Below are 21828 nucleotides of genomic sequence, written 5' to 3' on the forward strand. Positions count from 1 at the left end.
GGAGTTGTCCTACAGGCTTTCAGAGACGGGGGCGGTGGCTGCGGGAGCAGAGACGCCTTCGGGACGCTTGCGTGCGTAGAGATAGGTGGCAACAGCGGTGATTGCCAGGCAGGCGGCAAGGAAAGTCAGGCCGCTCTGGCTGTTGCCGGTTGCGTCCTTGAGGAGGCCCACGACGTACGGGGCCACGAAGCCGCCGAGGTTGCCGAGCGAGTTCACCATCGCCAGGCCCGCGGCAGCAGCCGCGCCGGTCAGCGCTGCGGCCGGCATCGCCAGGAACGGCGCGATGGCGGAGTAGATGCCCATGGCGGCGATGGTCAGGAAGATCATCGCCAGCACTGCGTTCACCGGCAGCAGGTAGCCGGCGCCAAGCAGACCCACTGCGGCCATCGCCATGGAGAAGCAGGCGTGCCATACGCGGTTGCCGGTGCGGTCCGAGCGCTTGCTCCAGAAGTACACAAACACGGCGGCGATTGCGTACGGGATGAAGACGATGAAGCCCACCTGGGTGGAGTCGAACTTGCCCAGCGCCTTGACGATGGTCGGCATCCACAGACCCAGGCCATAAATACCGCAGACCAGGCCGAAGTACAGGGCCGAGTAGGCAATGGTCCGGGGATCCTTGAGGCCGGCCAGGAAGTTGTGGTTGCCGGACTTCTGCTTGTCGGCGAGTTCCTTGTTCATGGTGCTGGTGAGCCACTCACGCTCTTCGGGCTTCAGCCACTTGGCGTGCTCGGGACGGTCCGTCATGACGAACGGGGTGATGATGCCCAGCAGGATGGCCGGGATGCCTTCGATGATGTAGACCCACTGCCAGCCGTGCAGGCCGAGCACACCTTCCATGTTCAGGAGCATGCCGGAAACCGGTGCACCGAGCGCGTTGGAGATCGGCTGGGCAAGGATGAACAGGCCCAACACGGTTACCCGCTGGGCCGCGGGGAACCAGAGCGTGAGGTAGAAGAGAATGGCGGGGAAGAATCCGGCCTCGGCGGCACCGAGCAGGAACCGGATGACGTAGAACATGGCTTCGCCGTTGACCATGAACATGGCGGTGGCGAAGATGCCCCAGGTGATGAGGATCCGGGCGAGCCACTTGCGGGCACCGAAGCGGTACATGCCCGCGTTGCTCGGGATCTCCAGCAGCGCGTAGCCGATGAAGAAGATGCCGGCACCCAGGCCGTACGCAGCCTCGGTCAGGCCGATATCGCTCTGCATTCCGAGCTTGGCGAAGCCGACGTTGTTGCGGTCAAGGTAGGCGATGAAATAGAGCAGGATGACCAGCGGCATGACCCGCCGGCGGACCTTGCGAAGCGTTGTCTGGCCGAGTTCACTCAACGGCGGGGCTGCAGTGAGGGAAGTCATCCGAGACCTCCGCCGATGGTGTTTTGGACGTGGACGTGCGCGCGCATAAAGGCTCCTTTGGCTGGCGGCAAATGACTCGATTGATATCAGATGTCTGATGTCTGATTGAGATTCTAATCACAGGGCGCGCCAGCGTCAACCTCCGCGCGTAGGAGGCTCGACGAAGGGGGTGACGAGGAAAGGAAAACGTGGAAGTCAGGGCCCGGGTCCGGCCCGCTGCAGTATTGCTGCGCCGCTGTCAGCGGGCGGAAGCGCCATCCGGGTCCGAGACCAGTCCGGCCTCCAGCTTGGATGCCGCGAGGAAATGCCTGTAGTCCTCAAAGGTCTGGGTGATGTGCTCATCCATGGCGGAGCGCGCGGCGGAAGGGACCCGCGAGGCGATGGCAGCCAAGACCTGCTTGTGGTGATAGATGGCGTGTCGCTGCACATCCGGAAAAGCAGATGTTTCCCGCCGCATGGCGTACAGCAGGGTGGTCAGCTGGCCCAGCAGTGCGGGCACGAAGGGGTTGCCGGAGGCGCGGAGCACCGTGTCGTGGAAAGTGATGTCCGCAATGGTCAGCGCATCGACGTCGCCCGCGTGGTGGGCCGACTCCATCTCCGTGATGCTTTTCTTCATTGCGGCGAGGTCGTCCTCATCATGGCGCGAAGCGGCAAGCTCGGCAGCGCCGGTTTCGACCATCCGCCGCACTTCCAGGAGCCGCAACGCCACCTGGTCCGAGGCCACTCCCCGGGAGGCCGCGCGCATGATGGCATCCAGGCCGGTCCAGCGCTCGGGCGGGTTGACGAACGTGCCGAGTCCACGTTTGACGTAAACAATGTTTTGCGCCTTCAGCACCTTCATCGCCTCGCGGGCCGTCAGGCGGCTGACCCCGGATTCCTTGGCGATGTCGGCTTCGGGCGGCAGGGCGTCGTCGGCCTTAATCTGCCCGCTGAGAATATGTTCAAGGACACTATCGACCACGACATCGACGAGCGTGCGCCGCGCCTCTGCCATTGCCGTCCCTTCCCTGTCCGCCGTTTTTCTTCCCTAAACACTACTAGACCTCGGGGCAGCCGCCGCTCCACGCGGCTCCCCCGGGACGTTAAACGTCAACGCGGGGTCACTCCTGGCCCGATCCAACCTCTGGAACGGGCAAGGAGTGACCCCGCGTTGCTTTGTTACTGAAAGCTAGAGCGCTGCGTAGACTTCGCGCAGCAGCTTGGCGGTCTCGGACGGCGTCTTGCCGACCTTGACGCCTGCAGCCTCAAGGGCTTCCTTCTTGGCCTGGGCGGTTCCGGCGGAACCGGAGACGATGGCGCCGGCGTGGCCCATGGTCTTGCCTTCGGGAGCCGTGAAGCCGGCCACGTACCCAACGACGGGCTTGGTGACGTTGGCCTTGATGAAGTCAGCCGCGCGCTCTTCAGCGTCGCCACCGATTTCGCCGATCATCACGATCGCCTTGGTCTCGGGGTCAGCCTCAAACGCGGCCAGGGCATCGATGTGCGTGGTGCCGATGACGGGGTCGCCGCCGATGCCGATGGCGGTGGAGAAACCGAGGTCGCGCAGCTCGTACATCATCTGGTAGGTCAGGGTTCCGGACTTGGAAACCAGGCCGATGGGGCCCTTGCCCGTGATGTTGTTCGGTGTGATGCCCACCAGTGCCTCGCCCGGGGTGATGATGCCGGGGCAGTTCGGGCCGATGATACGGGTGACCTGGTTGCCGTCGGCGTCGACCTTGGACTGGGCCAGCGCCCAGAACTCGGCGGAGTCCTGGACCGGCACGCCTTCGGTGATGACAACCACCAGGCCGATGCCGGCCTCGATGGCTTCAACAACGGCGTTCTTGGTGAATGCCGGCGGCACGAAGACGATGGAAACGTCTGCGCCGGTTTCAGCCATGGCTTCCTTGACGGTGCCGAAGACGCTGATTTCGTTGTCGCCGTGCAGGACCGTGGTGCCGGCCTTGCGGGCGTTGACGCCGCCAACGATGTTGGTGCCGGCCTTCAGCATCAGGGCGGTGTGCTTGGTGCCTTCGCCGCCGGTGATGCCCTGGACGATGACCTTGGAGTCCTTGTTCAGATAGATAGACATGGTGCGTCCCTTTACTTAGCTGCGTTGGCGAGCTCGGCGGCCTTGTCGGCGCCCTCGTCCATGGTGGCGGCCAGGGTAACCAGCGGGTGGTTGGCCTCGGCCAGGATGCGGCGGCCTTCCTCAACGTTGTTGCCGTCGAGGCGGACTACCAGCGGCTTGTTCGCGGAGTGGCCCAGCTCGGCCAGCGCACCAACGATGCCCTTGGCGACGGCGTCGCACGCGGTGATGCCGCCGAAGACGTTCACGAACACGGACTTGACCTGCTCGTCGCCCAGGATGACGTCAAGGCCGGCAGCCATGACCTCGGCGGAAGCTCCACCGCCGATGTCCAGGAAGTTGGCGGGCTTGACGTTGCCGTGGTTCTCACCGGCGTAAGCGACGACGTCCAGCGTGGACATGACCAGGCCGGCACCGTTGCCGATGATCCCCACGGAGCCGTCCAGCTTGACGTAGTTCAGGTCCTGCGCCTTGGCCTTTGCCTCGAGCGGGTCCGTCTCGTCCTTGTCCTCAAGGAGGGCGTGCTTGGCGTGGCGGAACTCAGCGTTCTCGTCCAGCGAGACCTTGCCGTCCAATGCCACGATGTCTCCGGCGCCGGTCTTGACCAGCGGGTTGACCTCCACGAGGGTGGCGTCTTCCTTCTTGAAGACGTCCCACAGCTTGAGGATCACGGCGGCGACCTTGCCGCGCAGTTCCTCGGCGAAGCCTGCTGCCGCAACGATTTCGTCGGCCTTGGCCTGGTCGATTCCCACGGCCGGATCAATAGCGATCTTGGCGAGGGCATCGGGGCGTTCGACGGCGAGCTGTTCGATTTCCATGCCGCCTTCAACCGAGCACATGGCCAGGTAGTTGCGGTTGGCCCGGTCCAGCAGCACGGAGAAGTAGTACTCCTCGGCGATGTCAGCACCCTGGGCGATCATCACCTTGTTAACGGTGTGGCCCTTGATGTCCATGCCCAGGATGTTGGTGGCGTGCTCAAGTGCCTCATCGGCTGTCTTGGCAACCTTGACGCCGCCGGCCTTTCCGCGGCCACCGGCCTTAACCTGGGCCTTAACGACAGTTACGCCGCCGATCTTCTCGGCAGCTGCCTTTGCTTCTTCTGGGGTATACGCCACGATGCCGGCAAGCACGGGTACACCGTGCGCCTCGAACATATCGCGCGCCTGGTATTCAAACAGGTCCACGGTTTAGTGTCCTTCTACGTCGAAGTAGTTTCTGTACAGTCGGGCACCATCGAAGACGATGACCGGGCTGCGGATTGCGAGCGCCTTCGGCCCGTTGGAAACGGGCCACCCAGCGCAATGCTCCATTCGGAACTCTAGTCCTTCTCAAGGACGGGCCCGTCCCACAGTACCGCTAATGTGAGTAAGGACACTATTCTATGGAGCGTAGAAAAAACCCTAGATTACGGGGATTTTGAGGCCATGGCCGGTGCCGGTGCAGCGGATTCCGCCGCCTTGGAAATAAGTTCGTAGCCTTCCCGGGAAACAAAGAATCCGACGCCGGCAGAGACATTTCCGCACGCCACGCCGCCGTTGTAAGCCGAGCAGCGGAGCCCGTTCCGTTCAAGGTTCCGGCCCTGCGCAAGGACGGCAAGTCCGGTCAGGGGACCGGATTTGTTTCCCCTGGGTCCGTAGGCTGCCTCCATTTGTGTGACGCCGGAGCGGCACTCCCCATAGGTGGCCTTGTCCGGGGTGAGCAGCACCGTTCCGCCCAGATAGCCCAGCCCGGTGCCTGCACAGTCGTCCTTGATGTCGCCCGCCTCCGGTTTCGGATAGTTCGCGAGCTCGCAGTGCGCTACGGGGACAATGGCGAGCTTGTTGTTGTCCTGGCCGCTGAAGCTGTTCATTTCGTACGGGAGGTTCAGGTGTTCGCCGCGGGCGTCCGTGAGCGAGCAGACAATGTTCCGGTCTTCGGAGATGAAGGAAGTGGTGTTATCTCCGGCCTGGTAAGGAGCGGGGTCAACCAGGGCTGTCTGTTCCAACTGCTCCAGGGCCGGCAGTGGAGGCGGCGGAACGTAGCCGGGATCCCCGGTGGTGATGGTGCACGCGGTGGCCGCCAGCAAAGTGAAGGCGGCGAAGATCCCCAGAACAGTCCGTCGCATGGTCCCCATTATGCTTCATCCCCCGTGGCCGCGGGCCTCGGGGGACAGGCCCGGCCTGCTGGCGGCCGGCCCCGGTGGATAGCTTTCGGGAATCCGCTCCTCCAGGGCATTTAGCCCATGGCGGTGACAAATTTGTTGGGCGTAGGCTGGCCCCACCTTGGGTGCACGGGAGGCCCGAGCCTGTCCGCGGTTGCCGAACCTAAGGAGCCCCCATGGAGGAGAACCATCGGCCGAGGCTGCGGTTTCTCGGCGCAACGGACACCGTCACTGGATCCAGGTACCTGATCCAGTCAGGGGGACGGCGGATTCTGGTCGATTGCGGTCTGTTCCAGGGATACAAAGTCCTCAGGGACCGCAACCGGGTCCCGTTTCCCGTCAGTCCGGCAAGCATTGATGCCGTCATCCTCACCCACGCCCACCTGGACCACACCGGTTATGTTCCGGCGCTGGTGCGGGACGGCTTCCGCGGCCCGGTGTATGCGACCCAGGGAACCACCGAGCTCTGCACGCTGCTCCTGCCTGACAGCGGCTACCTGCAGGAGGAGGAAGCCCGCTACGCGGATCATCGGGGTTCTTCCCAACATCATCCCCCGATGCCCCTCTACACCGCGGAGGATGCGGTTCGTTCCCTCAACAGCTTCAAAACCCGTGAGTTCGACGCCCCGTTCCCGCTGGGCGATGGAATCGAGGCGACTTTCCTTCCCGCCGGCCATATCCTCGGCGCTGCGCAGATCCATCTCAACCTGGGCGGCCGCTCCGTACATTTCACCGGTGATCTCGGCCGGGCAAACGACCCCCTCATGTACCCGCCCAGGGCCCTGGAGGCCGTCGACGTGCTGGTCACCGAATCCACCTACGGGAACCGCGCACACCCGAGCGGGAGCCCGGAGGAAGAGCTGGGCGGGATCATCACGCGGGTGGCGAAAAGAAATGGCGTGATCATGATCGCTGCCTTCGCCGTGGGACGGGCCGAAACGGTGCTGCTGCACCTGTCCCGCCTGATGCGCAAGGATGCGATCCCGCATATCCCTGTCTACCTGAACAGTCCGATGGCTATCGATGCCTCCGGCATGTACCAGCGCCACCGCGAAGAGCACAGGCTCGAACGGCACGAATTTGAGGCGATGTACAAACTGGCCACGCCGGTCCGCAGCGCCGATGATTCCAAGCTGCTCAACCTCCGGGGCGGTCCTATGATCATTCTCTCAGCCAGCGGCATGCTCACCGGGGGAAGGATCCTGCATCACCTGGAAAACTACGGGCCGGATCCACGGAACGCGATCATCCTCAGTGGATACCAGGCCCCCGGAACCCGGGGAGCTTCCCTCGCGGCCGGTGCCCGGCAGCTGCGCATCTACGGGCGGGACATCCGGATCGGCGCGGAAGTCATCCAGATGGAAGGCCTGTCCGCCCACGCGGATGCTGACGAGCTGATCCGATGGATGCACGCTGCCCCCACTGCACCGGCCATGACCTACATCACGCATGGGGAAGCAGACTCATCCGACACCATCCGGACCAGGATCAAACGTGAACTGGGCTGGAAGGCCCGCGTGCCCGAGTACCTTGAATCCGTGTCCCTGGACCATCCCTCGTAGCCAGGAAATCTCCCCCACCGCACCGCCTGGTACGCGGCGGGCGTGGTCGGGCCTTTCGTCCCTTTTACGGGTTCTGCCGGAGGTATCTACTGGAGGAACACCGGCCCCGCTTCGGGCCTTCCCAGCCAAGATTGGAGCGGACCTGGCCATGACCGAGGTACTGCGATACGAAGTCGGCTCCGGAACAGTTCTGGTTGAAGTGGATGACAACAGTTATGGAGTGAACCACCCTGCCCGGAACGAGCAAGGAATCCTCGATGTGGGCCGGCGCCTTGAAGATGCGCTGGCCAGTATCCGTCCGGCCGCCACTGCCGTAGTGGAGGCCATGAGGGAACTGGCTCCCGAGCAGATGGAAATCGAATTCGGCGTCAAACTGGCAGGGGATGCAGGGGCTGTCATCGCCAGAAACAGCACGGAGGGCCACTTCATCCTCCGGATGTCGTGGCCCGCGGCCGCGGTCATCCCGCTGGAGGAAGAATAAGGCCCCAACCAACGCGGGGCCGGGTGCCACTCAGGGAGGGTGGGCATGATGTTTGAATTCCAGGACAGGACCGATGCCGGCCGAAGACTGGGACAAAAACTGATTGAGCTGCGGGGACAGGACGTGGTGGTGCTGGGGTTGCCCCGCGGCGGGGTTCCGGTGGCTTTTGAGGTTGCGAAGGTCCTCGAAGCGCCGCTGGATGTCATCGTGGTGCGCAAGCTGGGCTTGCCGTTCCAGCCGGAAGTGGCGATGGGAGCCATTGGGGAAGGCAACGCACGGGTGGTGGACCCGCACATCGTCTCCCTGGCAGGCGTTGGAAAAGATGCCCTGCGGGCGGTGGAGCGGAGTGAACGCGAACTGCTGGAGTCCCGGGTGGTGCGTTACCGGCAGGGGCGCCCCCGGGTGGACCTGAAAGGCCGCACTGCGCTCATCGTCGATGACGGCATCGCCACGGGATCCACCGCCCGTGTCGCCTGCACCGTCGCGCGGCAACTGGGAGCCGCGCGGGTGGTTCTGGCTGTGCCGGTCGCCCCCCACAGGGCGCTGGCCTCGCTGACCGAAGCCGACGCCGTCGTCTGCCTCCTTCCGGCCCGGAACTTCCATGCGGTGGGCAACTACTACCGCGATTTCTCCCCCACCGGGGATGAGGAGGTCCTGCAACTGCTTGAGGCTGCCGGACGCCTGCTCCCTGCCAGGGGAAGCATGCCCGCTGCCTTCGACGAGGAAGCCGTCGAAGCGGACGTGGAAATCCCCACGGACAATGTAAGCCTCCGCGGAAACCTGAACCTGCCCGCACGGTGCAGTGCCATTGTGCTTTTTGCCCACGGCAGCGGCAGCAGCCGTCACAGCCCCCGCAACCGGCTGGTTGCCTCGGTCCTCCAGAAAGCCGGCCTGGGTACCCTGCTGCTCGATCTGCTGACCCCCGCTGAGGAAATCGTCCGGGAGAAGGTTTTCGATATCGGCCTGCTCGCACGGCGGCTTACGGCAGCCACACAATGGCTCAGTACGAGGGATGACACGGCGTCAAGCCATGTTGGTTACTTTGGCGCCAGCACCGGTGCCGGTGCCGCGCTGTGGGCGGCGGCAGAGCCCGGCGCGCAGGTGCGGGCCATAGTTTCAAGGGGCGGGCGCCCGGACCTGGCCGGCCCACGGCTGGCCGCTGTCCGTGCCCCCACTCTCCTGATTGTCGGCAGCGCCGACACACATGTCCTTGCCCTGAACCGCGAGGCCATGGCCCGGATGCATGCGCCGACCCGGCTGGAAATCATCCGCGGTGCCACGCACCTCTTCGAAGAACCAGGGACCCTGCCCCAAGCGGCCGCACTGGCCGCCGCGTGGTTCGTCCGCTACCTGCTGCCCGCCGGAAACGAGGACGCTGAAGGGGAGGTGCGGCTATGAACGCCGGCAGCCGCAAAGCCCACCGTCTGCACAGCAGACCGGACCGGCATCGTCAGGCGTCGAGTTTCGTCAGCGGCGCATAACGGAGCAGGAGGCGCTTCTCCCCGACGTCGAACTTCACCTTGGCGACAGTTTTGTCCCCTGCGCCTTCGAGGGCCAGCACCGTTCCGTTGCCGAAGCTGGTGTGGTTGACCTTGTCCCCGACGCTCACCGCCACGATTTCCTTCTGTGGCTGGACCCGGTTCTTGGCAATGATGGCGGGAACGTCAGCATTGAAACCGGCTGAGGAATCCGCGGCCGCACCACGGGCCGTGCCAGCGCCCCAGAACGAGCCGCCGTACCGGCTGGAGCCGATGGACCCGCCGCTCCCCCAACCGCCGGCCTGCCTGCTGGTGCCTTCGCGCTTCCACTCCACCAGCTCTGACGGAATCTCTTCGAGGAACTGGCTGGCGGGGTTGTACTGGCTCTGGCCCCACATGCTGCGGACTTCGGAGCGGGTGACGTAGAGCCGTTTGCGCGCGCGGGTCAGGCCCACGTAGGCGAGCCGGCGTTCTTCGGCGAGCTCCTTGGGATCAGTGGCGGAGCGTTGGTGCGGGAACAGCCCGTGCTCCATTCCGGTCAGGAACACCACGGGGAATTCGAGGCCCTTGGCGGTGTGGAGGGTCATCAGCGTGACCACGCCCAGCCGTTTGGCTTCCGCCACGGCGGCGTCGATGTCCGCGCCCGGCGCGTCAGGGATCTGGTCCGCGTCCGCCACCAGGGAGACCTGCTCCAGGAAGGCGCCCAGGGAACCCTCCGGGTTCTCCTGTTCGTATTCACGCACGACGGCGACCAGTTCAGCCAGGTTCTCCACCCGCGACTCATCCTGCGGATCGGTGCTGGAACGCAGCCCGGCCAGGTACCCGGTCTGCTCCAGGACGGCCTCCAGCGCCGCGGCCGCACCGGAGCCGGTGGCAACCTCGGCGAGGTCGTCGAGCAGCTTCACAAAACCCAGGACAGCGTTGACCGAGCGGGTGGCCATGCCGGGCGCCTCCTGGGCCCGGCGGGCGGCGGCCATAAAGGACATCCGCTCCCGCTGTGCCAGGGCAGCCACTGCACCTTCGGCGCGGTCGCCGATCCCGCGCTTGGGTTCGTTGAGCACCCGGCGCAGGTTGACGTCGTCGTCCGGGTTCACCAGCACCCGGAGGTAGGCGAGGGCGTCCTTGATTTCCTTGCGCTCGTAGAACCTGGTGCCGCCCACCACCTTGTAGGGCAGGCCCACGCGGACCAGCACGTCCTCGATGGAACGGGACTGCGCGTTGGTGCGGTAGAAGATGGCGACGTCGCCGGGGCGGAGGTTGTCCTCGTCCTGCAGCCGGTCGATCTCCTTGGCGATGAACCGGGCTTCGTCGTGTTCGTTTTCGCCCACGTAGCCGACGATCTTGTGGCCCTCGCCCTCGGCAGTCCACAGCCGTTTTTCGGGGCGGTTGGGGTTCCGTGAGATGACCGAGTTCGCGGCGCTGAGGATGTTCTGGGTGGAGCGGTAATTCTGCTCCAGCTTGATGGTGCGGGCATCCGGGTAATCGTTCTCGAACTCAACGATGTTGCGGATGTCAGCGCCGCGGAAGGCATAGATGGATTGGTCGGAGTCGCCCACCACGGTCAGTTCGGAGGCACCCGGCCCCTCGCCCACAATTTCGCGCACCAGGGCGTACTGGGCGTGGTTGGTGTCCTGGTATTCGTCCACGAGCACGTGCCGGAACCGCCGCCGGTAGGAGTCCGCGAGCGCGGGGAAGGCACGGAACATGTAGACGGTTTCAGCGATGAGGTCGTCGAAGTCCATGGCGTTGGCCTGGCGCAGCCGCTGCGTGTAGCCCTTGAAGACGTCGGCCACGGCCGATTCGAAGGGATCATTATGGTTGGCGGACAAGGCGTAGGAATCGGCGTCGATCAGCTCGTTCTTAAGTGCCGAGATCTTGTGCTGGATGGCCTTGGGCGCGAACTTCTTGGGGTCCAGGTCCAGGCTCTTGGACACCTGGGTGACAAGCCGGAGGGAGTCCGCGGAGTCGTAGATGGAGAAGTTCGACTTCAAACCGACGTTTGCCGCCTCCTGGCGCAGGATCCGCACACAGGAGGAGTGGAACGTGGAGATCCACATGATCTTGGCGCGCCCACCCACCAGTGCCGAGATGCGCTCCCGCATCTCTGCGGCGGCCTTGTTGGTGAAGGTGATGGCCAGGATCTCGCCGTGATGGGCACGCCGCGTGGCAATCAGGTAGGCGATCCTGTTGCTGAGCACGCGGGTCTTGCCCGAGCCGGCACCGGCCACAATCAGCAGGGCGCTGCCCGCGTGCTTGACCGCTTCCTCCTGCTGGGGATTCAGGCCCTCCAGGAGTTCTGCGGCATTGGGCCTGTGGTGCGTTTCATGGTGTCCCTGGCCGCCGCTGCCCTCGCCGGAAGCCTGCTGAGTGGCCCATCCCGGGTTCGGGGTGCTGCGCTCCAGGCTACTTTCCGGAGCGTGTTCGGCATTGCTGTCGGCGCCGTTGCCGGTCCCCCGGGCAGTACCGCCGCCACCGAATTCCGGGAACGCGGCAAAGCCTTCCGGGCGCGACTTGGTGGTGGCGGCAGCCTTGGAGGCGGCCTTGAACGGTCCGTCAGAGTACGGGTCAAACAACATATCCATGGTGCCTACAAGTCTAGGCGGTAGGACTGACAGTCACTTCAGCCTGTGGATAACGTCTCACTCTGCCGTGACCCAAACCAATCGGGCCCCGGAATCCGGGCTCAGGTGACCGAGCCCGCCTCAAGGGCCGTCCGCAACTCGCGCACCGCCGTCGTGCCTCCGGCCATGAACCAGTCCAGGCCGTTGATGCGGACAGTATCCGTGGCGCCGCCGGCGGCGCGGACGATTGCCTGGCCGGGCAGCCAGTCCCATTCGGGGCAGCTGTGCTGGAACCAGCAGCCCAGTTGCCCGTCGGCCACCCGACCCAGGTCGCAGGATCCCGAGCCGAACATCCGCAGGGCGGCCGCGGAGGTGGCCGCCGAATGCCAGGGCATGGCGCACAGCGGATCCAGCAGCCAGGTGGGGTGGATGTAGGTGGCGGCCCCGAGTTCGGCCAGTGGTGTTGCGTTGCGCGCGCCGCCGTCGTCCTTGAAGGCGGTCAGTGCCCCGCCGTTCAGGGTTGCCGGGTGGGCCTTGCCGCCGAGCCAGAGTTTGTCCTCCTCCGGCTGGAAGATGGCGCCGAGCAGGACGTCGGAGGAGTCCTTGAGGGCGATGGCCGAGCACCAGTAGGTGGACCCGTGCAGGAAGTTGTAGGTGCCGTCCACCGGATCGATGACCCAGGTGCGGCCGCTGGTGCCGGCCACCGAGGCGCCCTCCTCGCCGAGGATCCCGTCGTCGGGGCGGCAGCGCCGCAGCTGCTCCAGCACGTACGCCTCCGCAGCGTGGTCCGCGGCCGTCACCACGTCCGAGACCGATGTCTTCTGCTGCGACTGCAGGCCGGCCATGCGCATCAGGAGCGCAAGCTGGCCGGCTTCCCGGACCAGGGCGGCCGCCAGTTGGTAGTCGTCCAGGGTGGGGTCAAGTTCAAGGGCGCTGTGCCTGCCGGTGGTCATTGACCCAGTTTATGGGGCGGGATAATGGTGCCATGGCTAAGACCCCAGCGCAGCGGATCAAGAAGCACGGCTCGAAGGCTGTTGTTCCCCAGCACAACCTGCCGCCTGTCATCAATCCCACCACGGCACGCTCGCCGCAGAAGGCGCAGAGCAACAGCAACCTCATCCTGATCGCCGGTGTGGTGGTCAGCCTGTTCCTGTTCTGGTACCTCCACCTGCTGACCCTGAACCAGCTCACCCAGCTCTCGGGCGGACTTGCCATGCCGGATTCCCTGGTGGGCGGCTTTGACCCCGGGTACGTGGGCCAGCTGCGCGATGCCATGGACGGCGACGCCCGTGGCCAGCTCAACTACGTCCACAAGACGGCGGGCACCCTGTTCCCGCTCATCTTCGGTTTCACGTGGCTGCTGCTGATCGGAACAAACGTGGCCCGGAATTCCCTCCGCTGGGCGCTCTGGGCCCTCCCGCTGCTGTTTGTGGTGGCCCGGCTGTGGGGCAACGTCGCCATCGATGCCCTGTTTGGATCAGGAACGCCCGACGCCGGCCAGGTGGGCCTCGCCTCCGGTCTCACCCTTGCCGGCTGGGTCCTGCTGGTCCTCAGCCTGCTGGCTGGCGCGGCGGCAGTGTTCCTGGCAAGCCGGGAGCGCCGGTCCCCCGCCCCGGAACGTACGCCATAGCCCTCAGCTCCTTGCGGTGCCGGTGCACCCGCCGGGCAATCACCAGTCCTGCGGTGGCCATGCCCACGGTCACCGGATAGCCCATCAGCCGCTCCAGCGTGCCCGGTTCCGGAACATCCAACCGCGTCAGCCCCGCGGTCACGAGCGCAGCAGCCGACACCAGGCCGCAGGCAAGGATGAACCACGCCATGGGGGTTTTGTGCAGCCAGAGCAGGCCCAGGACCAGGAGGGCCAGCGCGCCGGCGATGAAGTACATCACGGCGCCCACGAAATGCCAGCCCGAGCCCACGTCTTCGGGCACCAGGCCCACCAGCACCGTGCCCGCCCCCGCAGTTCCGGTGAGGACCCGCACCGCTGCGGCGGCCACCCATGGCTTCCTGCGGCGGGGCTGGACAGCGGCGCCGGGCCGGGCGGCCACGCGGAGCAGCGCGGTGCTGAGCAGCAGCGCCCCCAGGAACATCCCGAGCCCCTGGACCACAAAAGAGGCATTCATCAGCCAGTTCAAGGGCGAGCACACCTCCCGGCCATCGTAGATCCCGCAGTGGATGGCGCCCAGGTCACTGATATAGCCGGTGCGGAGGTCATAGGGACGGGGGCCGGCCCAGGCGCCTATCACTGCCGCCTCGGCCGCGAAATACTGCAGGACGCTCAGGACGGACCACGCGCCGATGTACTGCCGGGTGGATGTTGTATCGGGGATATAGGCCACCGCGGAAGCAGCGGACGGGGCTGATCTCATGCCAAGAGCGTAGTACGGGCGCGCACCTTGTATGCTGGTATCCGTGTCCGGACGGACCGGCCCTGCCGGATCGTCGGGAAACATGCCCTCGTAGCTCAGTGGATAGAGCACGGCTCTCCTAAAGCCGGTGTCGTTGGTTCGATTCCAATCGAGGGCACTTGAACTTGTCCGTCCAGGAGTTTGACCTCCGCGCGTACCTCCTGGGCCCCGCCACGGGCTCCGGGCGGCCTGGAACCTGGGCTGTTGATCGCCAATTGCTGGACCGCGCAACCGGCACCCGCGGAACCTTTTCCGGCGTCCTGCATTTCTCCCCCACCGACGACGGCGGCCTGGCCTTCCATGAGGAAGGCACCATGCGCTGGCCCACCTTTACAGGTCCCGCCTCACGCGATTACGTCCTCAAACCCGGCGGCCAACCGGATGCCCTTGACGTGTTCTTCCCCGACGGCCGGCCGTTCCACCGGATGAGCTTCACGCCGGCAGCCAGCCACGACAATCACTGGTGCGATCCGGACACCTACCGCGTCAGGTACACCTACGGGGGCCCGGACCGGTTCGGGTACACGTGGGATGTCACCGGCCCGGGCAAGGACCTGCTGCTCACCTCGCGGCTGCACAGGATGCCGGGCGGACGGCTAGGCTCGGAACCGTGAAAGCCCGCATTGTTGTCTCCGCCGTCTGTGTGTTCGATGCCGCCGGCCGGCTCCTGACTGTCCGCAAGCGCGGCACCGGAATGTTCATGCACCCCGGCGGGAAGCCCGAGGCCGGCGAGACCGCTGTGCAGGCAGCGGCACGCGAGCTCAGGGAAGAAGTAGGGATCGTGGTGCAGCCGGGCGAGCTGGAGCTGATGGGTGTCTGGATCGCGGATGCCGCAAATGAGGCCGCCACGGACATCGAGGCAACGGTTTTCCGGGCGCCGGGGACCTGGACGGCGCATCCTTCAGCGGAAATCGAGGAGATCCGCTGGCTGGACCTGGCCGAGCTTGCCCGTGGCGCGGTACTTCCCGCGGACCTGGCACCGCTCCTGACGGACCACATCCTGCCGGAGCTCGCGTCATCCGGCATCCAAGGGTGAGATCCCGGCGCTAAGACACGTCCTGGGCGCCGGGATCCCGCCACTCGATCGGGGTCAGTACTCCGGAACTGCTTCCACAGCCACAGCCGTTGCCTCAGCGAACTGGGTCCGGTACAGCTCGGCGTAGCGGCCCTCGGCTGCGAGCAGCTCGGTGTGCGAGCCGCGCTCCACGATCTGCCCGTCCTCCACCACCAGGATCATGTCGGCGGCACGGATGGTTGACAGCCGGTGGGCAATCACGACGGCGGTGCGCCCCTCGAGCGCTGCGCCGAGGGCTGCCTGGACGGCTGCCTCGTTCGTGGAATCGAGTGCCGCCGTCGCCTCATCCAGGATCACCACGCGCGGCTGGGAAATCAGAAGCCGGGCGATGGTGAGCCGTTGGCGTTCGCCGCCGGAGAGCCGGTAGCCGCGCTCCCCCACCACTGTGTCCAGGCCGTCCGGCAGGGACCGGATCATGGTTTCCAGGCGGGCCTGCCGGATGGCGTCCCACATGTCATCCTCGGTGGCGTCCGGCCGGGCGAGCCGGAGGTTGGAGGAAATGGACTCGTGGAACAGATGGCCGTCCTGGGTGACCATGCCCAGTGTGGCGCGCATCGAATCGAACGTGAGGTCACGGACATCCACGCCCACGCCGCCGTCGAGTCCGCCGAAGCGCACAGCGCCGGAGTCGACATCGTAGAGCCGCGAGAGCAACTGGGCGATGGTGGACTTGCCGGCTCCGGAGGATCCCACCAGGGCCACTGTCTGCCCCGGTTCCACCCGGAAGCTGATCCCGTGCAGCACTTCCTCGCCGCCACGGGTGTCCAGCGTGGAGACATCCTCGAGGGATGCCAGCGAGACCTTGTCGGCGGACGGGTAGGAGAAGCGGACGTTGTCGAACTCCACGGACAGCGGGCCGCCCGGCGATTCGACAGCATCCGGCTTCTGCCGGATCAGCGGCTTGAGGTCCAGGATTTCAAAGACACGCTCGAAGCTGACCAGGGCGCTCATGATTTCCACCCGGGCGTTGGAGAGGGCCGTGAGCGGAGCGTAGAGCCGGGTGAGCAGCAGGGCCAGGACCACCACGTCACCTGCAGCCAGCTGACCGCCAAGCGCGAGCCAGCCGCCGAGGCCGTACACCAGCGCCAGGGCAAGGGCGGAGACCAGCGTGAGCGCTGTGACGAAGGTGAACTGCAGCATGGCCGTACGGACGCCGATGTCACGCACCCGGCCGGCGCGGACCGCAAACTCGCGGGATTCCTCGTCCGGCCGTCCGAAGAGCTTCACCAGGGTAGCGCCGGGCGCTGAGAAGCGCTCCGTCATCTGGGTGCCCATGGCGGCGTTGTGTTCCGCGGCCTCGCGCCGCAGGTCCGCCAGCCTGGAGCCCATCCGGCGGGCCGGGATCAGGAAGATCGGCAGCAGGATCATGGCCAGGACGGTGACCAGCCAGGACTTGTTCAGCATCACCACGAGAGTCAGGGCGAGCGCCACGACGTTGCTGACCACTCCTGAAAGGGTGCCGGCGAAGGCGGACTGCGCACCGATCACGTCATTGTTGAGCCGGCTGACCAGCGCCCCGGTACGGGTGCGCGTGAAGAACGCGATCGGCATTTTCTGCACGTGGTCGAAAACCTTCGTGCGCAGGTCCACGATCACGCCTTCGCCGATCGTGGACGACAGCCATCTGGTCACCAGGCCGATCCCCGCTTCGGCCACGGCCACCAGTGCGATCAGCACGGCGAGCCAGATCACCGTTCCGGCCTCAGCACGGGCGATAATCGCGTCCACCACCTGCCCGGCGAGCACCGGCGTCGCGACCGCCAGAACCGCCATCACAATGGACAGCAGCACAAAGGCGATCAATCTGGTTCGGTGCGGCCTCGCGAAACCGAAGACACGCTTCAGGGTCTCCTTGGAGAACGGCTTGGAACCGCTCGAGGCGCGGGTGATGTTGTAGAGGGAGCTCCACGCGACCCGATCCATGCTCATCGTGGTTGCTCCGTTGCGCCGGTCATCAATTCAGTTACCATCCCATTTTCAACATTCCAGCGGACATCGAGCTCGACGTTTTCGAGCAGTCTCCGGTCATGGGTTACTAACAGCAAAGCGCCGTCATAACTTCCCAGGGCCTCTTCCAGCTGCTCAATGGCGGGCAGGTCAAGGTGGTTGGTGGGCTCATCCAGTACCAGCAGGTTGACGCCGCGTGCCTGCAGCAGGGCCAGAGCCGCCCGGGTACGTTCCCCCGGCGAGAGCGAGTCAACGGGACGGGCGGTGTGGTCAGCCTTCAGGCCGAACTTCGCCAGCAGGGTGCGGACCTCAGCCGGCGTGAGGTCAATGAGAACGGCTTCGACGGCGTCGGCAAGGCTCAGGTGCCCGGCCAGCAGCCCACGGGCCTGGTCGATCTCCCCGATGGCCACCGAGGCGCCCATGGCGGCATTTCCGGAGTCCGGCTCCTGGACGCCCAGCAGCAGGCGGAGCAACGTCGATTTACCGGCGCCGTTGGGGCCGGTGATGCCGATCCGCTCGCCGGCGTTGAGCTGGAGATTGACCGGTCCGAGGGTGAAGCTTCCCTGATTTACGACGGCGTCGCGCAGGGTTGCCACCACGGCACTGGAGCGCGGTGCCTGGCCGATGGTGAACTGCAGCTGCCATTCCTTCCGCGGTTCCTCCACGACGTCCAGCCGGGCGATCCGGGATTCCATCTGCCGGACCTTCTGGGCCTGCTTCTCCGAGGACTCGGTGCTGGCGGCCCGGCGGATCTTGTCATTGTCCGGGCTCTTCTTCATGGCGTTCCGCACGCCCTGGGAGCTCCATTCACGCTGGGTGCGCGCCCGGGAGACGAGGTCTGCCTTGGTGGAGGCGAACTCCTCGAACTTTTCCCGTGCGTGGCGGCGCGCCACGGCGCGCTCCTCCAGGAACGCCTCGTAGCCGCCGTCGTACACGGCAACGGAGTTCTGGGCGAGGTCCAGTTCCACGATGGTGGTGACGCAGCGGGCCAGGAATTCGCGGTCATGGGACACCAGCACCGCACCGCCGCGAAGGCCCTGGACAAAAGCCTCCAGCTTGGCCAGGCCGGCGAGGTCCAGATCGTTGGTGGGCTCATCCAGCAGGACGATGTCGAACCGGCTGAGCAGCAGCGAAGCCAGGGCCACGCGCGCAGCCTGCCCGCCGGAAAGTCCCGTCATGGGGGCATCGGCGCCGGTCTCCAGCCCAAGATCGGCAAGGACTGCAGGAATGCGTTCGTCGAGGTCCGCCGCCCCGGAAGCCATCCAGCGGTCAAAGGCCAGGGAGTAAGCGTCATCGGCGCCGGGAGCTCCCGAGCCCAGGGCCTCGGCGGTGGACTCCATCTCGGCTGTCGCCTGCGCGCATCCGGTCCGGCGTGCGATGTACGCGGCCACAGTCTCCCCCGCCACGCGTTCGTGTTCCTGGGGAAGCCACCCCACGAAGGCGTCGGAAGGCGCAAGGCTGACGGTGCCGGCCTGGGGCTCGTCCACCCCGGCAAGCAAGCGCAGCAGGGTGGACTTGCCGGCCCCGTTGGCGCCCACCACGCCCACCACGTCACCGGGCGCCACTGTCAGGGACAGGTTTGAGAAGAGGGTGCGGTGGTCGTGGCCACCGGAAAGGTCTTTGGCAACAAGGGTTGCAGTCATGTGTGTGGGCTCTTTCCTCTCACTGCCGCCGGGCCGGAGGAGCTGCGTGAATCCGCCGGGAACTGCGGGGAAATCGGCAGCCTGGCGCTCCGCAAAGTGCCGGGGCACTAAAGAGCCCGCCGGTCCGGACTTGGGGGGTGTACGGACCAACGGGCTCGACCATCAAGCATAGTCGACTCCCTACCCCGGACCAAATTGCACAGAAACGTCAGGCTAAAATCATTGCAAACATCCGTTCTGCAGAGAGCCCTTAATGCCCATCCATGCCAAAGCGTTCCAACGCTGGCTGCAAGGCATCGCCCCGGACAAGAGCACGTCTGATATTTGCCGGGTGTCCGGTATCAAGCGGACCACCCTGGCGCAACAGCTGGTCCGCGGCAAAGTCGCAGAGACGACCGTGGTGAGCATCAGCCGCGCCTACAACATCAATCCGCTTTCGGCGCTTGCGTCCTTTGACACCTATACGTCCCTGGCGGAGCCGGCCCCTCAGCCCACCCGGTCCGAGCTCATCAGCCAGATCGCCACAGCGGATCTGCTGCGGGCCATTCTGGCACGCTCAATCGGCGCGCCGGCAGGCCCGTCGTCGGCCGGAACGCCAGCGCCGGCGGCGTCCGGGGCGGAGGCGTCTGCCCTTGAGCCGCCCCCGCATGCCACCTCAGTGAAGAACTGGGTGGAGGCAATCGACGACGGCGAGCTGCGGCACCGGGTTTCGGAGGCCACCGGGATCGCTCCGCAGAATTATTCCGCCCAGCTGACCGCAAACCGGCTGGCGCCCGAACTGGCCATAGCCACTTCCCTGGCCGCAGGCGTGGGACCGGCCACCGGCCTGGTAGCCACGGGGCTGGTCACGGAGGCGGAAGCGGGATGGGCCGAGGGAGCCCGCCAGGCAGCCCTTTCCAGCCTCTCGGACGGCGAACTGACCACCCTGGCCGGAGAGCGGCTCCAGGCCCTCGGCCGCGCGCTCCGCCGGCAGGAACATGACCACGACCAAGCCGCAAAGATCTGGGAGAACCTGGGATGATCGAAATCCTGCAGTGGTCCACACTGGCCGTATGTGTCCTGGTGGCCGCTGCCCGCGTCCCCAGCGCACTTCGAAGGGAAAACCGGTCCCTCTTTTACCTGTTCGCACTGATAGCCCTGGCCATCCTCCTCAGCATCGAGGCACCCTACGTTGCCATCGATTCGGCGCTTGGCGGTGTCAACGCCGCGAACCTTATCCTCCGCTTTGTCATCTTCGCTGCCATCTTCTTTGTGGGCATCCGGATCACCAAAGGGTTCGATGCCCCTGACGGCTACCGGCTCATTACCGGGCCGGTCGGCATGGCTGCGCTTGGGCTTGTCTCGGTCACGGTGGTGGCTGTTTTCCTGATGATGGATACAGCGGGGTCTTCCGCGGGCATGGCCGCTGTGGCAGGGAAGGATGGCCGCAACGCGGTGCTCGCGGAGTACTACGGCGCGGCAGGCCGGGCCTACCCCGCCTACGTCTCCCTGGTCCTGCTGCCCACAATGTGCCGGGCCTGCCGAAGCAGCCTTCCGGCGCTGGTGCGGTTGGCCGCCCTGCTGCTGGCCATCGGTTCGGTTGCCGTGGGCCTGACTTTGCTGTTCCCGCTGATCCCGCGGGAAATAGGCTCTGTGCAGTTCGTGGTCAACTACACAGCGGTGCTCTGCTTTGTGGTCGGCCTGGCGCTGATCTGGGTCGCCAGGGTCCGCTATGGGGGTAAAGTTTCGCCCCGGCAGACATCTACTGAAAAGTAACCTTGCCCGCGTTTCACAAAATCATTATTTATGGAACAATCATGAATGTGTGAAGGTCGGTGCCGGTGTTTGCGAACGGGGATAACTTCTTGGACGCCGGACCATTGAGTCCTTTGCGCACATTGGGGGGATGAGTGGTGGCGGCCTTTGGGGACCGCCCCCACTCAGCCTGTTTAACGGCACGGCAAGGACTCCCCGGCACGGGTTAGCGGCCTGATACTATTCGGGGCTTTAGCCGAGTTCCTGCCGGACCAGGGGCAGGACCTCGGAGCCCAGCAACTCGATCGATTCCAGCACCAGCTTCTGCGGAACGGACGAGAAATCGAGCTGGAAGATCTGCCGGTCATGCTGGAGGTGGCCGTGCATCCGGATGATCTTCTCGGCCACCTGCTCGGGGTTTCCCACAAACAGGGCGCCGCCCGGAGCGGATTCCATGTTGTACGTGACTCCGCTGGGCGTTGGGAAGCCCCGCTCGGCGGAAAGCCGGCGCATCGTGTCGGTCCAGTACGGCTGGAAGGCCTGCTTGGCCCGCCCATCCACGGCCTTCCCTGAACCGGAGGCGCGATCGCGCAGGACCAGGCCAGGGGTACTGACACCGATTTTCAGCCCTGCATTCTTTGACCCTGGATCCTTGGACGCTGCATTATTGGACGCTGCATCACCGAAGCCGTGCTCTGCGGCGCTCTTGCGGTAAAGCTCGGCATGACGCTCGAAATTCCGCACCGACCCGCCAAGGAGCGCGTAGATGACGTTCTTGCCCAGGGCTGCGGCGCGCTCCGTTGACCGCGGGGTTCCGCCCGTGGCGATCCAGATATCCAGTTCTGCGCTGCCGTCCGCCCCGGGGAAGGGGCGGGGCAGGATCCGGGCGTCCTCGAGCGCAGGCCTGAACTTCCCGCTCCAGGTGACCCGTTCTTGGGCGTTGATCCTCAGCAGCAGGTCAAGCTTCTCCTCGTAGAGGGCGTCATAGTCCTCCAGCTTTGCGCCGAAAAGGGCGTAGGACTCGATGAAGCTGCCACGTCCGGCTGTGAGTTCAGCCCTCCCCTGGCTGATGAGGTCAATCGTGGCGAACTGCTGGAACACGCGCACCGGGTCCTCGGTACTGAGCACGGTGACAGCGCTGCCCACCTTGATCTGCCGGGTCTGCGCGGCCACGGCGGCAAGCACCGTGCTGGGCGAGGTAACCGAGTAGTCCGGCCGATGATGCTCGCCGACGCCGAAGTAGTGCAGCCCCACTTCATCGGCAAGGCGGGCCCGCTCAAGGATGTCCTGGGTGTTCCGGGCGGCCGGGACCGTAGTGCCGTTGACGGGATCCGTGTGGATATCGCCGAAGGTGAAGATTCCAAGTTCCATG

At 65.5% G+C, this 21828-nt stretch carries 19 protein-coding genes and 1 tRNA gene; 9 read left to right on the forward strand and 11 right to left on the reverse strand.

Translation table 11 applies throughout. From position 1 onward, the window contains the following. Positions 1-9 precede the first annotated feature (9 nt). The 5 genes from ACS5PJ_RS11570 to ACS5PJ_RS11590 all read right to left on the reverse strand — a co-directional run bounded on the left by ACS5PJ_RS11570 (position 10) and on the right by ACS5PJ_RS11590 (position 5540). Complete coding sequence (locus ACS5PJ_RS11570; RefSeq protein ID WP_439435032.1) at positions 10-1359, reverse strand: MFS transporter; 1350 nt, start codon at positions 1357-1359, stop codon at positions 10-12. Between the two features lie 238 nt (positions 1360-1597). After that, positions 1598-2353: a FadR/GntR family transcriptional regulator gene (locus tag ACS5PJ_RS11575; RefSeq protein WP_439435033.1), complete on the reverse strand. Its 756-nt coding sequence runs from the start codon at positions 2351-2353 to the stop codon at positions 1598-1600. Positions 2354-2527: 174 nt separating this feature from the next. Continuing rightward, positions 2528-3430, reverse strand: a complete 903-nt coding sequence (gene sucD / locus ACS5PJ_RS11580) for a succinate--CoA ligase subunit alpha (RefSeq protein WP_142120057.1) — start codon at positions 3428-3430, stop codon at positions 2528-2530. Positions 3431-3441: 11 nt separating this feature from the next. After that, entirely contained in the window at positions 3442-4611 is a 1170-nt protein-coding gene (gene sucC, locus ACS5PJ_RS11585) for an ADP-forming succinate--CoA ligase subunit beta (protein ID WP_439435034.1), read from the reverse strand. A gap of 221 nt (positions 4612-4832) precedes the next feature. Further along, a complete protein-coding gene (locus tag ACS5PJ_RS11590) occupies positions 4833-5540 on the reverse strand; it encodes a hypothetical protein (RefSeq protein WP_439435035.1) in 708 nt (235 codons plus the stop codon). Between the two features lie 203 nt (positions 5541-5743). Between ACS5PJ_RS11590 and ACS5PJ_RS11595 the strand changes: the two genes are divergently transcribed. The 3 genes from ACS5PJ_RS11595 to ACS5PJ_RS11605 all read left to right on the forward strand — a co-directional run bounded on the left by ACS5PJ_RS11595 (position 5744) and on the right by ACS5PJ_RS11605 (position 9008). Next, a complete protein-coding gene (locus ACS5PJ_RS11595; RefSeq protein WP_439435036.1) occupies positions 5744-7129 on the forward strand; it encodes an MBL fold metallo-hydrolase RNA specificity domain-containing protein in 1386 nt (461 codons plus the stop codon). A gap of 148 nt (positions 7130-7277) precedes the next feature. After that, positions 7278-7610, forward strand: a complete 333-nt coding sequence (locus ACS5PJ_RS11600) for a CU044_2847 family protein (RefSeq protein ID WP_439435037.1) — start codon at positions 7278-7280, stop codon at positions 7608-7610. A gap of 48 nt (positions 7611-7658) precedes the next feature. Beyond that, on the forward strand, positions 7659-9008 hold the full coding sequence (locus ACS5PJ_RS11605; RefSeq protein ID WP_439435124.1) for a phosphoribosyltransferase family protein: 1350 nt from the start codon (positions 7659-7661) through the stop codon (positions 9006-9008). 52 nt (positions 9009-9060) lie between these two features. Here the strand turns inward: ACS5PJ_RS11605 and pcrA are convergent, their stop codons facing one another. Both pcrA and ACS5PJ_RS11615 read right to left on the reverse strand, forming a co-directional pair. Next, on the reverse strand, positions 9061-11670 hold the full coding sequence (gene pcrA / locus ACS5PJ_RS11610) for a DNA helicase PcrA (protein ID WP_439435038.1): 2610 nt from the start codon (positions 11668-11670) through the stop codon (positions 9061-9063). A 101-nt stretch (positions 11671-11771) separates the two neighbouring features. Further along, on the reverse strand, positions 11772-12602 hold the full coding sequence (locus ACS5PJ_RS11615) for an inositol monophosphatase family protein (RefSeq protein WP_439435039.1): 831 nt from the start codon (positions 12600-12602) through the stop codon (positions 11772-11774). A 32-nt stretch (positions 12603-12634) separates the two neighbouring features. Between ACS5PJ_RS11615 and ACS5PJ_RS11620 the strand changes: the two genes are divergently transcribed. After that, a complete protein-coding gene (locus ACS5PJ_RS11620; protein WP_439435040.1) occupies positions 12635-13279 on the forward strand; it encodes a hypothetical protein in 645 nt (214 codons plus the stop codon). On the opposite strand, the gene ACS5PJ_RS11625 is transcribed toward ACS5PJ_RS11620, so the two are convergent. After that, positions 13200-14018 (reverse strand): DUF998 domain-containing protein, encoded by an 819-nt coding sequence (locus ACS5PJ_RS11625; protein WP_439435041.1) that lies wholly within the window; start codon positions 14016-14018, stop codon positions 13200-13202. The genes ACS5PJ_RS11620 and ACS5PJ_RS11625 overlap by 80 nt on opposite strands. 84 nt (positions 14019-14102) lie before the next feature. On the opposite strand from ACS5PJ_RS11625, the gene ACS5PJ_RS11630 reads away from it, so the two are divergent. The 3 genes from ACS5PJ_RS11630 (at position 14103) to ACS5PJ_RS11640 (ending at position 15093) form a co-directional block, all read left to right on the forward strand. Then, positions 14103-14175, forward strand: a tRNA-Arg gene (locus tag ACS5PJ_RS11630). A gap of 1 nt (position 14176) precedes the next feature. Further along, entirely contained in the window at positions 14177-14671 is a 495-nt protein-coding gene (locus ACS5PJ_RS11635) for a DUF6314 family protein (protein ID WP_439435042.1), read from the forward strand. Next, positions 14668-15093 (forward strand): NUDIX hydrolase, encoded by a 426-nt coding sequence (locus tag ACS5PJ_RS11640; protein WP_439435043.1) that lies wholly within the window; start codon positions 14668-14670, stop codon positions 15091-15093. The genes ACS5PJ_RS11635 and ACS5PJ_RS11640 overlap by 4 nt, the downstream gene beginning before the upstream one ends. Positions 15094-15147: 54 nt before the next feature. On the opposite strand, the gene ACS5PJ_RS11645 is transcribed toward ACS5PJ_RS11640, so the two are convergent. After that, positions 15148-17061, reverse strand: a complete 1914-nt coding sequence (locus tag ACS5PJ_RS11645) for an ABC transporter ATP-binding protein (RefSeq protein ID WP_439435044.1) — start codon at positions 17059-17061, stop codon at positions 15148-15150. Further along, complete coding sequence (locus tag ACS5PJ_RS11650; protein ID WP_439435045.1) at positions 17058-18722, reverse strand: ABC-F family ATP-binding cassette domain-containing protein; 1665 nt, start codon at positions 18720-18722, stop codon at positions 17058-17060. Before ACS5PJ_RS11650 ends, ACS5PJ_RS11645 begins: the two co-directional genes overlap by 4 nt. A gap of 253 nt (positions 18723-18975) precedes the next feature. Here ACS5PJ_RS11650 and ACS5PJ_RS11655 point away from each other — a divergent pair, with 253 nt between their 5' ends. Then, positions 18976-19743, forward strand: a complete 768-nt coding sequence (locus tag ACS5PJ_RS11655; protein WP_439435046.1) for a hypothetical protein — start codon at positions 18976-18978, stop codon at positions 19741-19743. Next, entirely contained in the window at positions 19740-20477 is a 738-nt protein-coding gene (locus ACS5PJ_RS11660) for a hypothetical protein (protein ID WP_439435047.1), read from the forward strand. The genes ACS5PJ_RS11655 and ACS5PJ_RS11660 overlap by 4 nt, the downstream gene beginning before the upstream one ends. 231 nt (positions 20478-20708) lie before the next feature. On the opposite strand, the gene ACS5PJ_RS11665 is transcribed toward ACS5PJ_RS11660, so the two are convergent. Next, a complete protein-coding gene (locus ACS5PJ_RS11665) occupies positions 20709-21827 on the reverse strand; it encodes an LLM class flavin-dependent oxidoreductase (protein ID WP_439435048.1) in 1119 nt (372 codons plus the stop codon). Position 21828: the final 1 nt, after the last annotated feature.

Source organism: Pseudarthrobacter cremeus, from assembly GCF_051857465.1.
Taxonomy (GTDB): domain Bacteria; phylum Actinomycetota; class Actinomycetes; order Actinomycetales; family Micrococcaceae; genus Arthrobacter.

Excerpts from the sequence above, each read along its gene's own strand:
- ACS5PJ_RS11570 (WP_439435032.1), bottom strand. The coding sequence starts at position 1,359 with ATGACTTCCCTCACTGCAGCCCCGCCGTTGAGTGAACTCGGCCAGACA.
- ACS5PJ_RS11575 (WP_439435033.1), bottom strand. The coding sequence starts at position 2,353 with ATGGCAGAGGCGCGGCGCACGCTCGTCGATGTCGTGGTCGATAGTGTC.
- sucD (WP_142120057.1), bottom strand. The coding sequence starts at position 3,430 with ATGTCTATCTATCTGAACAAGGACTCCAAGGTCATCGTCCAGGGCATC.
- ACS5PJ_RS11590 (WP_439435035.1), bottom strand. The coding sequence starts at position 5,540 with ATGGGGACCATGCGACGGACTGTTCTGGGGATCTTCGCCGCCTTCACT.
- ACS5PJ_RS11595 (WP_439435036.1), top strand. The coding sequence starts at position 5,744 with ATGGAGGAGAACCATCGGCCGAGGCTGCGGTTTCTCGGCGCAACGGAC.
- ACS5PJ_RS11600 (WP_439435037.1), top strand. The coding sequence starts at position 7,278 with ATGACCGAGGTACTGCGATACGAAGTCGGCTCCGGAACAGTTCTGGTT.
- ACS5PJ_RS11605 (WP_439435124.1), top strand. The coding sequence starts at position 7,659 with ATGTTTGAATTCCAGGACAGGACCGATGCCGGCCGAAGACTGGGACAA.
- pcrA (WP_439435038.1), bottom strand. The coding sequence starts at position 11,670 with ATGGATATGTTGTTTGACCCGTACTCTGACGGACCGTTCAAGGCCGCC.
- ACS5PJ_RS11615 (WP_439435039.1), bottom strand. The coding sequence starts at position 12,602 with ATGACCACCGGCAGGCACAGCGCCCTTGAACTTGACCCCACCCTGGAC.
- ACS5PJ_RS11620 (WP_439435040.1), top strand. The coding sequence starts at position 12,635 with ATGGCTAAGACCCCAGCGCAGCGGATCAAGAAGCACGGCTCGAAGGCT.
- ACS5PJ_RS11625 (WP_439435041.1), bottom strand. The coding sequence starts at position 14,018 with ATGAGATCAGCCCCGTCCGCTGCTTCCGCGGTGGCCTATATCCCCGAT.
- ACS5PJ_RS11645 (WP_439435044.1), bottom strand. The coding sequence starts at position 17,061 with ATGAGCATGGATCGGGTCGCGTGGAGCTCCCTCTACAACATCACCCGC.
- ACS5PJ_RS11650 (WP_439435045.1), bottom strand. The coding sequence starts at position 18,722 with ATGACTGCAACCCTTGTTGCCAAAGACCTTTCCGGTGGCCACGACCAC.
- ACS5PJ_RS11655 (WP_439435046.1), top strand. The coding sequence starts at position 18,976 with ATGCCCATCCATGCCAAAGCGTTCCAACGCTGGCTGCAAGGCATCGCC.
- ACS5PJ_RS11660 (WP_439435047.1), top strand. The coding sequence starts at position 19,740 with ATGATCGAAATCCTGCAGTGGTCCACACTGGCCGTATGTGTCCTGGTG.
- ACS5PJ_RS11665 (WP_439435048.1), bottom strand. The coding sequence starts at position 21,827 with ATGGAACTTGGAATCTTCACCTTCGGCGATATCCACACGGATCCCGTC.